The sequence below is a fragment of the Paenibacillus sp. B-A-8 genome (assembly GCF_048572915.1).
Classification (GTDB): Bacteria; Bacillota; Bacilli; order Paenibacillales; family Paenibacillaceae; genus Paenibacillus_AQ.
In genome coordinates, this window is the sequence record NZ_CP183882.1 from 994,152 (window position 1) to 1,007,864 (window position 13,713).

Annotated in this window: 9 protein-coding genes; 3 read left to right on the plus strand and 6 right to left on the minus strand. The window is 44.3% G+C overall.

Going from position 1 to position 13,713, the window contains the following annotated elements; translation table 11 throughout:
- Positions 1-32: 32 nt before the first annotated feature.
- From ACN6MV_RS04480 to ACN6MV_RS04505, 6 genes are all read right to left on the minus strand, one after another.
- Complete coding sequence (locus tag ACN6MV_RS04480) at positions 33-815, minus strand: spermidine synthase (RefSeq protein WP_081390062.1); 783 nt, start codon at positions 813-815, stop codon at positions 33-35.
- A complete protein-coding gene (locus tag ACN6MV_RS04485; protein ID WP_419885795.1) occupies positions 787-2,286 on the minus strand; it encodes a response regulator transcription factor in 1,500 nt (499 codons plus the stop codon). The genes ACN6MV_RS04480 and ACN6MV_RS04485 overlap by 29 nt, the downstream gene beginning before the upstream one ends.
- Entirely contained in the window at positions 2,287-4,140 is a 1,854-nt protein-coding gene (locus ACN6MV_RS04490; RefSeq protein ID WP_076121416.1) for a sensor histidine kinase, read from the minus strand.
- 30 nt (positions 4,141-4,170) lie between these two features.
- A complete protein-coding gene (locus ACN6MV_RS04495; protein ID WP_042124279.1) occupies positions 4,171-5,004 on the minus strand; it encodes a carbohydrate ABC transporter permease in 834 nt (277 codons plus the stop codon).
- 2 nt (positions 5,005-5,006) lie between these two features.
- A complete protein-coding gene (locus ACN6MV_RS04500) occupies positions 5,007-5,900 on the minus strand; it encodes a carbohydrate ABC transporter permease (protein WP_042124281.1) in 894 nt (297 codons plus the stop codon).
- A 118-nt stretch (positions 5,901-6,018) separates the two neighbouring features.
- Entirely contained in the window at positions 6,019-7,371 is a 1,353-nt protein-coding gene (locus ACN6MV_RS04505) for an ABC transporter substrate-binding protein (RefSeq protein WP_042124283.1), read from the minus strand.
- Positions 7,372-7,751: 380 nt separating this feature from the next.
- On the opposite strand from ACN6MV_RS04505, the gene ACN6MV_RS04510 reads away from it, so the two are divergent.
- From ACN6MV_RS04510 to ACN6MV_RS04520, 3 genes are all read left to right on the plus strand, one after another.
- Positions 7,752-10,304 carry a beta-mannosidase gene (locus ACN6MV_RS04510; RefSeq protein ID WP_419885796.1) on the plus strand — a complete coding sequence of 851 codons (2,553 nt, stop codon included), beginning with the start codon at positions 7,752-7,754 and terminating at the stop codon, positions 10,302-10,304.
- Positions 10,305-10,329: 25 nt separating this feature from the next.
- On the plus strand, positions 10,330-12,483 hold the full coding sequence (locus ACN6MV_RS04515; protein WP_419885797.1) for an alpha-galactosidase: 2,154 nt from the start codon (positions 10,330-10,332) through the stop codon (positions 12,481-12,483).
- Between the two features lie 197 nt (positions 12,484-12,680).
- The gene (locus ACN6MV_RS04520; protein WP_419885798.1) at positions 12,681-13,664 is read left to right on the plus strand and encodes an alpha/beta fold hydrolase; all 984 of its coding nucleotides are present in this window, start codon (positions 12,681-12,683) and stop codon (positions 13,662-13,664) included.
- Positions 13,665-13,713 lie beyond the last annotated feature (49 nt).

A 13,713-nucleotide genomic window follows, 5' to 3' on the forward strand; every position in this document is an offset into this window, starting at 1 on the left:
AGTGGAGGATGAGGTCATTTTTAATATATACTTTAATCCCGAATAAGATATCCTTGCCCAAGCTGGATTTCATTAAAGCCTGCCATGTGGCGAGCTTGAAAGCGAATCGGCTTAAATCCACCTATAATAATGATGTTTTTGATATCCGCAGCCCCTTCTGAAGCCAGCGCAAAGGATTTGATATAGGTGAATTCTTCCGCAAGCGTGGTATGAATCGCGTTAATGTGAGGGTCATTTTCTCCTTTTCCCATAAGATTCATAAGGAGATACCCTTCGGCATTCAGTTTTGAATACGCGATGCTGAAAAATTCACTGGAGATTAAATGTCTCGGTGTACCTGCGGCGGTGAAAGCGTCCAAGATAATGTAATCATATTTCTGGTGTTCCTCACCTTCAAGGATCTGACGTCCGTCTCCGATCACTACGTTATCTTGCGTGTATCCGAAATAGCGGCGGCTTAATTCGACTACTTCACTGTCCACCTCAGCTACTTTGAATCTTTTGTCTAGAAAATACCCAGCAATCGTTCCAATCCCATGACCAATAAGAAAGGCATCCTCGAAAAAGGGAGCGTTAATTTCCATCAAGTGAATAATGGCTCGCGGATATTCAAACACAACTCGTTCCGGGTGATTGAGATCCATTGCACCTTGAATGGCCTGATTGGAAAACTGCATGACGCGGAACATACCTTTTTCACCATATAGTTCTGTTGTGTCATAGACGGTGATTGTTTCATGATTATCGCTACTCGTGTGAAGCTGTGACTGCAAGTGATCAATCTCCTTATACGATAGAAATTCGTTTATATTCATTGGGTGTAACACCGACTACACGTTTAAAAAGCTTATTGAAGTAGGCAGGATCGCCATATCCAACTTCTGCACCAATCTCGTGAATCTTTAGGTCAGGGGCATTCTTGAGCAGATGCTTGGCTTTACGCAGCCGGATTTCCGTGATGTAGTCCGTTAAAGTAAGTCCAGTCTCTTGTTTGAACAGCTTACTTAGATAGCTTGGTGTCAAAAAAACCATATTCGCCAAGGTGTTTAGATCCGCATGTTGATTATAGTTGGCTGATATCCAGCGCTTTATGGTTTCTACAGCTGTACCGGACATCTCTAGGCGATGGGCTCTGATCTCAAACAGAATGCTAGAGAATTGGTCGGTGAAACCACGCTCAATTTCACTGAAGCTCATACTGGACGCGATGCTTTCATCCAGCCCGAGAGGGCGAGCATCTTTGTAGAGGGTCTCGAATTCCTGCAGTTCTTTCTGCGCAGATTCAATAACCCATCCACAGACACGGAGAATTTGATCGGGCGCAGCTTGTTGTGATCTCAGTACTGAGAATAAGCTATGCACACGTTCTAAGGCACCCTCCATATTCAGAATCTGCAGATCATGGATTAAGGGTTCCTTGATCGCATTAAAAGGCTCTAGAATATTTATCTCAGGCTGTCGAATGTCCTGAATATTCAGATAATGCAGTCGATCTGGATTATAAATACCGACACTGCAGGCTAACTTAGCATCTAGATATGCTTGTCTAAGCTTGGTGGTATCATTATATGAACGGCTAGCACCTATATGCAATATCATACCATTGGCAGAGATACGGATCCTGTCACCCATGTCATTCCAATCGCTGTTTGAGAGTGGCTTCGTAGAATACAGGATACAGACGTGCAGACCATTCTGAATCTCTAAGCTGTCGATGCTAAATGTCCTCTCTTGCCTCAGACTGTCTACACAGAAACAGACGGTCTCTCGGGGTCTTCCTTTGAACACAAAGACCGAGAAATAAGGCTGGGGCAAGATAAGACTCGACAACAGCAAGGGGGAAGGGGGCTCATCGACTTGAAGTAGGGTCAGCAAGAGACCAGAACGGTGACGTACCTCCTTGTCATGAGAGAACTGTTGCTCTTCCTCCAATTGATAAAGCAGCTCGAATAGTTGCTCCTTATCGATCGGCTTTAATAAGTAGTCTACTGCAGAGCTGCGTATGGCTTCTCTGGCATAATTAAATTCAACAAATCCACTCATCAGAATGGAGCGGATTTGAGGGTGACTGGTTTTTAACTGTTTAATTAATTCCAAGCCGTTGATTTGCGGCATACGAATATCAGTAATCACAGCATCAAGTTGAAGTGAAGGTAACTCGTCAAGCAAGTGTTTCCCATCGGAGTAGGTGCCGATGACCAGGAATTCAGTGTTTTCTTTGCTGATCATTCGGGCTAGACCTTCGCGGATCAGGATTTCATCGTCAACAATTGCAATTCGCAGCAATCAGAGCATCTCCTCTCCGTAATTCATGTCATCTTCACTATGCGTAGTGAAGGTAATGTCCTCAATGCGTAGCGTAACACGAGTACCCACTCCGAGCGTGCTCTCTACAAGGAGCCCGATTGAGCTGCCGTAATGCAGGCGGATTCTCTCATTCACATTTCGTAGACCAATACCGAACATTTCACTTTCAGTCCCATTTTGCAGACTATTATTTAAGGATCGAAGGGTAGCTTCATCCATCCCGATCCCATCATCTTCTACACAGAATACGACTTTTCCATGCTCACTCCATGCGGTGATGCGCAAGGTACCGAGCCCTACTTTTTGATCCAAGCCATGAAAGACCGCGTTCTCCACAATCGGCTGAAAGACAAGCTTGATTACAGGAAGATGTAAAAATTTCTCGGGCACATCAATGTCTAGACTAAACTTATCTGGGAACCGGATTTGCAGCAGATGATAATAATTTCGTACATGATCCAGCTCTTGTCTGATCGTAACGGCTTCTTCGCTTCGGACAATACTGTAACGCATCTGAAGTCCAAGCAAATAGGTAAGCTTCGCTACACGTGGGTCATCATTACTCTCTGCCAGCATACGGATAGACTCCAGCGTATTATAAATAAAATGTGGATTGATCTGGTTCTGAAGTGCTCTCATATCAGCCTTCTGCTTACGCTTCTCGGTGAGGGATACTTCCTGCAGCAGATCCTTGACCCTTATGATCATTCGATTAAAATGACTGCCGAGCATACCGATCTCATCATTGTATTTGGAGTGCTGCCAGACATCCAGATTACCGTGCTGTACCCGTTTCATTAGACGGACTAAAGATTTAAGAGGTTTGGTCAGCGCATGTGAGATAATCGTCGCAACACAAAGTGCAAAAGCAATAATGATCAGTGTAGTCAATATAAGAGCATTGCGATTCTTTTGTACAGGTGACAGGATACGGGCCAAAGGAATCGTAACCATTGTCGTCCAACCTGTCTGTTTCGAAACGGTATACACTGCAAGATAAGACTGGCCATTGATTTCTATTTGAAAATGATCCTGTTGCTGATTCACATGCTGCAGCAAAAGCTGCGTGTTCAGACTTTGCTCCTCGCCAGCTTGCATCGAGTCTGCGGACTCTTCACCGGCATAGATCAGTTCTCCGTTATTATCTACAATTAGTGTATTGCCTTGCGTTACCGCATTTACGGGATCGATGATCCCCTTAAACAAGTTGATGTCTACATCAAATACGAGAATTCCTATATTATCTAGCGTGCTTACAGAATTAATGGTACGAAGTACACTGATAACCTCTCTATGGAGATTGGAGTTTACACGAATCGTATGTTTGCCTTGAATGACAGGAGCGGCCCCAGCTTCTTCACTTAAGGTCCTCCACTCAGCTAATCGTTCCTCAGGATATAGCTCGTGGATTCCTGGGACTCTATCATAAAAAACAGAACCGTATTGATCCACCATGTACACGGCGATGATCTCTTCCTTCGTATGCTTCAAGTAGCTCAGGAACATCGCCATGCCAGTATTTTTATCCCAGTCGGTATTTTGCTGAGTAAGGTAGAATTGTACATCGGTATTATACAGCGGCAGCGCAGTATATCTTTTTAGATCGGCGACATAACGGTCAATGGTATCAGAGGCGTTCGATGTCATTTGGTTCGCGCTTTCCGTTGCATTCACAAGAACAGAATTGAACATGGAGCGGGAGGACAAATAACTAACATAAGTGATTGGAAGCGAGATCAAAAAGATAAATACGACGATCAGTTTCCGCTCCATCGGAAGATTGGCAAGGAACAACCACATTTTACGTAAGACTAGCCGGATGAATGATACCATTTGCGTTGTCCTTTCTTAAAGTGAGCTTCCTTATTTAACTGCACCGCTGGTTACGCCTTCAAAGATATAACGTTGTAGGAAGAAATATAGAATTATTGTTGGAAGTAAGATAAGTAGAATGGCCGCACAGATCAAATTCCACTCTCCTGAATTGACCCCCTGAAAACGCATCAGTATCGTCGTAACTACGCCCAGGCTTTGTTTTGGCATATATAGATAAGGGATGTACATGTCATTATAAATACTAATCGTCTTCAAGATAATCAAAGTAGCTGTAGCCGGCGTCAATAATGGGAAAATAATCGAGCGATAGATTTTGAAAAGAGATGCGCCTTCAACCATCGCATTCTCATCGAGATCTACGGGAATATTACGGATAAATTGCAAATAAAGAATAATTTGAATCACATCTGCTCCGATGTAGAGCACGATAGGTGCGCCGAGCGTGTTATAAAGCCCCATGCTTTTGATGATACCAAAAGTCGCTACTTGTGTCGTGATGCTTGGAATAATAGTGGCTATTAAATAAGCACCGAAGACAACAGGTTTTAATTTAAAAGAGAAGCGTCCCAGTACAAATGCTACCATAGTTCCAAATAGAATGTTCAGAATTAAAGTAATAGCAATAATAATTAACACGTTACCAAAGCCGTTAAGTAGACCCCCACGCTGGAAGACTGCAATGAAATTATCAAAGTTTAAAAAGCTTGTCGGCAACGCCATGGAGCTACTACTGTTGAATTCATCAGTTGATTTGAAGGCGTTTACGATAACAACATAAGGAGGAAAGAGTACGACAAATACGCCGATTATTAGCGAGAAGTATTTAATGAAGTCTGTGAAGCGAAACTTGGAGTGTGTCATGTCTATTTGTCTCCTCCCCGGCTAAGAACTAGTTGTTGAATTAACAGTACGATAACGACAAAGAAGAGCAGGATAATACTCATGGCAGAAGCGAGACCATAGTTGTTGTAAGCAAATGCAGTATCTACAACTTTCTGAACGTAAGTTTCGCTGGCACCTGCAGGGCCGCCCTTGGTCAGTACGAAGGGGAGATCGAATACTTCCAGTGCCCCGGTGACGGTGAGAAATAAGTTGAGCTGGATGACTGGCTTCATATTGGGTAAAGTGATTCTCCAAAGCGTCTGAAAAGGTCCGGCACCATCGATCTTTGAGGCTTCATAGATATCGTTTGGTATGGCCTGCAAAGAGGCGATGTAGATGACCATGTTATAGCCCATGAAACGCCAAAATCCTGTGGACGCCAGAGAGTAGTTGACCAGACCTTCTGTTCCGAGCCAGCTGGTCTGTCCTAGTCCGGTTAGACCGATGCTATTCAGGAACATGTTCAATGAGCCGTTAGTAGTGTCAAAGACATAACCAAACATAAAAGCAACGGCAACCCCGTTCATGATGTAAGGAAGGAAAAGTAAGATTCGGAATGCATTTTTACCTTTGAGTTTACTATTCAGAACAACTGCAAAATAAATGGCGACAATGTTCTGAATAATTCCCATAGCGAAATAAGCAAAGTTATGTGTAAATACTTTGAAAATATCAGGATTAGAGAAGACCTCGCGGTAATTAGCAAGACCAACCCAAGGTTTCTCAGGGCTATAGCCATCCCAGTTGGTAAAGCTGTAATAGATCAGCTTAAGCGCTGGATAATACGTAAACGTCGCAAGGAGCAACAATGGGATCGTGAGGAATGATACGATGATTATCATTTTCTGTTTGTTATAGGAAAGTGTTCCGAACATCGCTAGCCCTTCTTTCATAAAAGCTTGATATGGAAAGGCAAAATGGATTATCCGTAAGGGCGATAATCCATTTTGCGCCGTAGTGTACTTCTATTTCATGAGTGAAAAGATGCCTTAATTAATAGCCGAGGTCTTTCTTGGCTTTTGCCCAAGCCTTGTTCCACTTGTCTATTACAGATTGTGGGTCCTTAGCAAGCACGAATTCTTGAACTACTGCTGGAAGATCCAGCTGTGCCTTATTGCCGATCTCTGTAACCTTCGCATCATCGACAGTTCCTTCTATAAGCTCTACTCCAGTAGCTTGGAATTCTTTTAGCTGAGCCAGATTAGACTCTTTTCCTTTTAATGGAGAGATAAAGCCCGCGAAATCCTCATATCCCGAATCCTCAATCATCCATTTTACAAATGCTTTTGCTGCCTCTAAGTTTTTACTGTTTTTGGCGACAGCATAGAAGAAGTCAGGGCTGAGGGTAGCAGATGGTTTGCCCGAATTATCATAAGGCAACGGGAAGAAGCCAACATTGTCTGAAGGAGCTCCGACTCCAATAACTTGGTTAATAACCCAGTTTCCGAGATAGTACATGGCGAACTTGCCGGAAGCGATGTCTTTTTTCGATTGCTCCCAGTTAGTAGAGTTGATGTCTTTTTCCAGATAGCCTTTTTCATTGAGCTCTCTCAGCAGACTAAACGCTTTCCCATAGCCGTTATCCATCGTGAATGGTGTTTCTGTGTTCAATTTCTCGTTAGGGAAGTCAGGATTACCTGCAATCAGGCGTGGCGTATCATAAGCCCATGTACCAAGCGGCCATTTATCTTTGAAGTTAGAAGCCAGTGGAATGACACCTTTTTCTTTCAGCTTCTCGCAGGCAGCCAAAAATTCATCCCAAGTCTTTGGTGTTTCTGTGATACCGGCATCGGCAAATGCTTTTTTGTTATAAACAATCCCGGATGTAGAGTTCCCTGTGGTAATTCCGTACAGCTTGCCATCAAAGGATTTAAAGTCTTTAAAGGTGATTTGATCGTTCAGGCCAAGATCATCCAGTGAAGCGAAGTATTTCGGCAGGTCGGAGTTAGGGATGGTTGGTACGAACATAACGTCTGGAAGCTCGCCACTGGCCATTCTGACTTTAGCTTGTTGATTATAGTCGGTTTGAGAAGCTTCGAATTCGACTTTAATATTCGGGTATTTCTCATTAAAGCGCTTTAAATATTCGTCGTATTCTTTGCCAATCATGTCTGTTCTGTTGGTCAGGAAGGTGATTTTTCCGCTAATATCAGCTCCCGCTGCAGGCTCAGCTGTTGCGGTGTTTGTTGAATCACCACTTGTATTTTCTGTATTCGTTGCTGCGGGCTTATCTGTTGCGGAAGCCCCGTTATTTGTACTGTTGCCGTTGTTCGAGCCGCAGCCAGCAAGCGTTGATGATAAAACCATGATCATAACAAAAGATAACGAAAATAACTTATTTCTCATAACTTAATCCCCTTTTCATTATTTTGTTAGCGTTTACATGAACATTATAGCTTTAAATAAAGCGTTTAGAAATGTATTGTATTATTATTTATTGTCTTTATTTGTTTTGTTTGAGCGATTATAATTAGTGTATACCTAACGAATGGATAACAAAATACAAAGAATATCAATTGACTTCAATGAAATGCTAGAAGAGGTATGCTATTTTGAAAGATGAATAGGCTTACAAAACTTAAGCTGCTGCTTTCGAAGTGAGTTTTGTACGAAGACACTCAAAGAAGCATATGCTCTACAAAACTTTAAGCAAATGCTTTCGAAGTGAGTTTTGTACGAAGTCGTTCAAAGAAGTGTATGCTATACAAAACTTTTAGGAGGATAAAATGAAACAGCTAGAGATGAAGCTTGCAAAGTGGGAATTTAGAGGTTGCGGAGATGAGGAGTGGCTTCCAGCTACTGTGCCAGGCACGGTCCATACGGATTTACTGAAGAACGGAAAAATTGAGGATCCCTTCTATGGAATGAATGAACATAATCTACAGTGGATTGATAAGAAGGATTGGGAATATCAAACGACTTTGCAGCTTGGTGAAGAGTGGTCGGGGCTTTCTTGCACGGAGCTGATCTTTGAAGGTCTTGATACCTATGCTGATGTTTATGTGAACAATGTACATGTACTCGCGGCAGATAATATGTTTTTGGCGTGGAGAGTGGATGTCAAAGAGCAGCTGAAGATTGGTGAGAACAATATTAGAGTGAGGTTCCGCTCTGTAGTCAAAGAGGATTTGCCTAAACTAGCAAAGCTGGGGTATACGTTGCCTGCACCGAATGATCAATCCGAGCTTGGGGGGCTGGATGAACAGCGGATTAGTGTTTTTGCCCGCAAAGCTCCTTATCATTACGGCTGGGACTGGGGCCCGCGTTTCTTGACCAGTGGCATATGGCGTGAAGCCTCCCTTGAGGGACGTGACGAAGTTCAAATCACAGATCTCTATATCCGTCAAAATGTGATCACCAAGGAAGAAGCTCGACTGACCGCAATTATTGAAGTGGATGCTCCTACTGCTTGGCAGGGAATGCTGCGTATAAGCGCCGATGGCTTAGAATGGATGCGAACAGTTACATTAGAGGGTGGCAAACAGCAAGTAGAGATGGATATCGTGATAGATCAGCCGCAGCTCTGGTGGTGTAGAGGGCTAGGCGAACCTCATTTATATACTTTCCAAGCCGATTTGGTGCAGGGTAAGGAAGCTATAATTAGCAAAAGTGTAAGAACCGGACTGCGCAGTATTCAATTGATTCGGGAACGCGATGCCAAGGGAACTTCATTTTCTTTCGCGCTGAATGGTGTGCCGGTCTTTGCTAAAGGTGCCAACCATATTCCGAATGACAGCTTCATCACAGAAGTTACCGAGGAGCGGTATCGGCATGAAATTGTCACGGCGGTAGAATCAAACATGAATATGCTGCGCGTATGGGGCGGCGGTTTTTATGAAGAGGAGATTTTTTATAAGCTTTGTGATGAATATGGTCTGCTGGTCTGGCAGGATTTTATGTTTGCTTGCAGCATGTATCCGGGGGACGAGGCGTTCCTTGCAAATGTGAAGAAAGAAGCGGAGTATAACGTCAAAAGATTGCGCAATCATCCCTGCATCGCCTTATGGTGTGGCAATAACGAGATTGATTCGGCCTGGTCACAGTTCGAGGAAAATATGGGCTGGGGCTGGAAAGAAAAAATCGATGCTGAACATAGAGCGAGCATGTGGGCTGATTATGAGAAAATATTCCACCATATTCTGCCGGAGGCTGTTACCGCTTTCCATCCAGGAGTAGACTATTGGCCGTCTTCGCCGCTGCGGGATCTGACGGGCAATATGGATCAGCATGCGACGCGGATGGCGGGGGATGGGGATGTTCATTACTGGGGCGTGTGGCACGGAATTGAGCCTTTTGAGAATTATAATACAAAGGTTGGCCGCTTTATGAGTGAGTATGGCTTCCAGTCGTTCCCGGAACTGAAAACCGTAATGAGTTATGCCGAAGAGCAGGATTTGGAGCTTACTTCAAAGGTGATGCTGGCTCATCAGAAGAATGGCCGCGGTAATCTGCTGATCAAAGAATATATGGATATGTATCTGCCGCAGCCGAAGGATTTCAAAGCATTTCTATATATGAGTCAAATTTTACAAGCTGAAGCGATCCGAATTGCGATTGAAAGTCACAGAAGAAATAAACCTTATTGTATGGGCACTTTATATTGGCAGATGAATGATTGCTGGCCGGTTGCTTCTTGGGCGGGTATGGATTACAACGGGCGCTGGAAAGCTTTGCAATATACCGTACGCTCAAGCTTTAAGGATGTCTTGTTGTCTATTGATGGTACAGACCGTGAGCGGATTGACGTTCATGTCGTTTCTGACTTAAGAAGAGCAATAACTGCTGAGCTGATGCTTAGGCTGTATAAGTTTGACGGCTCGGTGCTACGAGAGTGGACACATCCGGTTGAGCTCGGAGCCGATTCTACGGCTATTGTATTCTCGTCTCCTGTGGTGGAATTGCTAGAAGGTCATGGATCAGACGAGGTAGTGTTAGAGATTAGCTTGCAGGCTGATGGACAGGTGATAGACCGCAAGGTACATTATTTTGTCCCGGAAACAGAAATTCCGTTGCAGCATTCAGTGATTACGATAAATGAAACTCCGGATAGCGGTGGTTTAAGCTTCACTGTGACAAGTGATGTATTGGCTAGGGGCGTATACCTGATCTCAGAGGATGAAGGTATATTCTCCGACAACTTCTTTGATCTTCTCCCAGGACAGTCCAAGACGATAGTATTCTCTCAGCGGGGCAAGGATGGAAGAGATTGGGTTCCGGCCGTTCCTAAGGGGCTAAAGGTTAAATCTATGGTTGATTTTGTTAGCGAAGATTTACTGTAAATCTTAAGGAGAGAAGGACTAGCGCATGGGGATTTTAATTCAGGAAGATCAGGGGCTTTTCCATTTACAAAGTGCAGGAATGAGTTATATTCTTCAGCTTATCAATGATTATCCGGCACATGTGTATTGGGGCAAGAAGCTACGGAGTGACAGTAATTTGGAAGGGCTGTTGAATCTGGGAGGAAATACGGGGCTTGACCGACTCCCGCAGGAATACCCACAATACGGTACGGGAGATTTCAGAACACCCGCTTATCAAGTTCGGCTTGAAGATGGCACTCGTATCACGGAATTGAAATACAGTGGATACCGGGTCATGAAGGGGAAACCAGCACTTGCTGGGCTGCCTTCAGTATATGTGGAGTCCGACCAGGAAGCACAGACGCTGGAGCTTACGCTCAAGGATGATTATGCCAAGCTAACTGTTATTTTACGATATACCATATATGAGGATTCTAACGTGATTACCCGCTCTGTGGAGTTCACAAATGGTGGAGATGCCCAGCTCCAATTACAACGTGCACTGAGTGCCAGTGTCGATTTCTCGTCTGGCGAAATGGATATGATCTATTTGGCAGGGGCTTGGTCAAGAGAAGGTAATCTGACTCGCAGACGTCTGGTGCAAGGGGGTACGACCATTGGGAGCCGCAGAGGGATGAGCAGTCATCAGTTAAATCCATTTGCAGCGCTGGTGAAACCTGAAACGGATGAAAATCATGGAGAGGCCTACGGCTTCAGTCTTGTATATAGCGGAGGCTTTGAAGCCGAGGCAGAGGTCGATTCCTTCGGGATGACAAGGTTTACGATGGGGCTGAACGCTTTTGATTTCTCATGGCTACTGGAGCCGGGAGAACAATTCCAGACCCCAGAAGTAGTTATGGTGTATTCATCTGAGGGGATCGGGGAAATGTCGAGAACCTATCACCGTTTGTACCGGACCCGTTTATGCAGAGGGGTATTTAGAGATAAGGAACGGCCTATTCTGGTCAACAATTGGGAAGCTACCTATTTTAACTTCAATGCGGACAAACTGGAGTCCATTGCGGCCGAAGGCGCGAAGCTTGGGATCGAGCTATTCGTGCTGGATGATGGCTGGTTTGGCAAAAGAGACGCTGACAATTCCTCTCTCGGAGACTGGGTGGAGGATCTACGCAAGCTTCCAGGCGGATTGTCTGATGTTGCCCAGCGCGTGAACCATCTAGGTTTACAGTTCGGACTCTGGTTCGAGCCAGAAATGATCTCGCCAGATAGCGACCTCTATCGTAAGCATCCCGACTGGTGTCTGCATGTGCCGGGACGCCGCCGCAGCGAAGCCCGCTGGCAATTGGTGCTGGACTATACACGGGAAGATGTGCGCCAGTACATTTATGAGTCATTATCCCGAATTTTCTCGACGGTGCCCATTAGCTATGTGAAATGGGATATGAACCGTTGTTTAACGGAGATTGGCTCTGCAGAGTTACCCCCTGAACGCCAAGGGGAGACTGCACATCGTTATGTCCTTGGTCTGTATGAGCTATTGGAGCGAATCACTTCAGAGTTTCCACATATCCTGTTCGAGAGCTGCTGTAGTGGTGGTGGACGCTTCGACCCGGGTATGCTGCATTACATGCCGCAGACCTGGACCAGTGATGATACCGATGCTGTGGAACGGCTAAAGATTCAATATGGAACAAGTCTGGTATATCCGGTTAGTTCGATAGGCGCGCATGTGTCTGCCGTACCGAATCATCAGGTAGGACGGATCACCCCGCTTTCCTTCCGTGGAGATGTAGCTATGTCCGGTAATTTTGGTTATGAGCTGGATCTTACCAAGTTTACTGACGAAGAGAAGGAGCTTGTGAGGGAGCAGATTGCGAACTATAAACAGATCCGCAGTCTTGTACAGCAGGGCAATCTGTACCGTCTGCAAAGCCCGTTCGAGGGGAATGAGACGGCATGGATGTTCGTCTCAGACGATCAACATGAGGCACTCATTTATTACTTCCGGGTAATGGCTGTGCCGCACCCGCCACGCCGCAGCCTGAAGCTGAATGGCTTGAATCCGGAGCTGAATTATACTCTGGAGGCAAGTGGTGAGGTTTACGGCGGTGATCGGCTAATGCAGGTCGGACTGGCTCTGCCGGATATCCAGCAGGATTTTGTCAGCGGATGCTTTAAATTGAAGGTGCAGGAATAGGGAGTTTATTTCAAAAGGAAGCAAGCCATGAGCCCGGCTCTTGGCTTGCTTTTTGTATGGGTATATAAGTATTTATTTTTGTCTGTTCATATTCTGTTCATGATGACGTCATGGGGAGTACATCTTCATTGGTTAGCCTTAGCTTAACAGTGGTTTAGGGCAGTCCAATACACAGAGGATGACAGGAGAAGATACGAGTGAAAATAAGAGAAGCCATAACAACGAAGGCAGGCGCGAGAACAAGCAAGATACTAAATATTCTAGTTAAAATATTAGGAGCAATAATCATAGCCATCGTGCTGTTTCTCGCCATTGTGTATACCGTTAATCTGATCAGCAACAAATCGGAACAAAGAAGAATAGAACCTTATGGTCAGCTAGTACCTGTAGATGGGAAGAACATGAATGTTTTGATTCAAGGGGATGGCGAAGAAACAGTCGTGCTTCTACCAAGCTATGGCACAGCAGCACCAGCTCTTGATTTTAAAGCATTAATAGATGAGCTATCCCCGTTTTACAAAGTTGTCGTGATTGAGCCTTTTGGGTATGGATTAAGTGATCTGACCAAAAAGGAGCGCAGCACAGAGAATATTGTAAGTGAAATTCATGAAGCTCTACAGGGTCTTCATATTGACCGTTATATTCTAATGGGTCACTCCATTTCTGGCCTTTACGGAATAGATTATGTTAACAAATATGAAAATGAAGTGAGTGCATTTGTCGGGCTCGATAGCAGCGTTCCATCGCTAAGTGAGCGGAAGATTGAAGCCTCGGCATTGAGAGCTTTAAATCTACTCAAAAAATCAGGTCTCATCAGATTGCAAATGAAACTAAGTGCTGACCCCATTGCTGAACTGCCATTTGATGATACAACAAAAGAACAAATGAGATTGATTAATCGCCAAAACATATATAATCCTACCCAATTAAATGAAGCCGGAAGTATGTATTCTAATTTTAAAGGAGCTGAAAATTTATCGTTTCCCAAAAATCTTCCTCTAATCTTATTTGTACAAGCGAATCATCCAGTAACGGATAGATGGTTACCAGAGCATGTAAAGCAAGTGAAAGACTCTGTAAATGGAAAAGTGATAACCTTTGAAGAAGGACATTATTTATATCGTACGAAAGCAAAAGAGATCGTAGAAAACTTCAGATCATTTATGAAAGAGATTAAATAAATATACCGTTGCACCGAACGTACTTCAGGATTATCTCTGATTGTCGTTC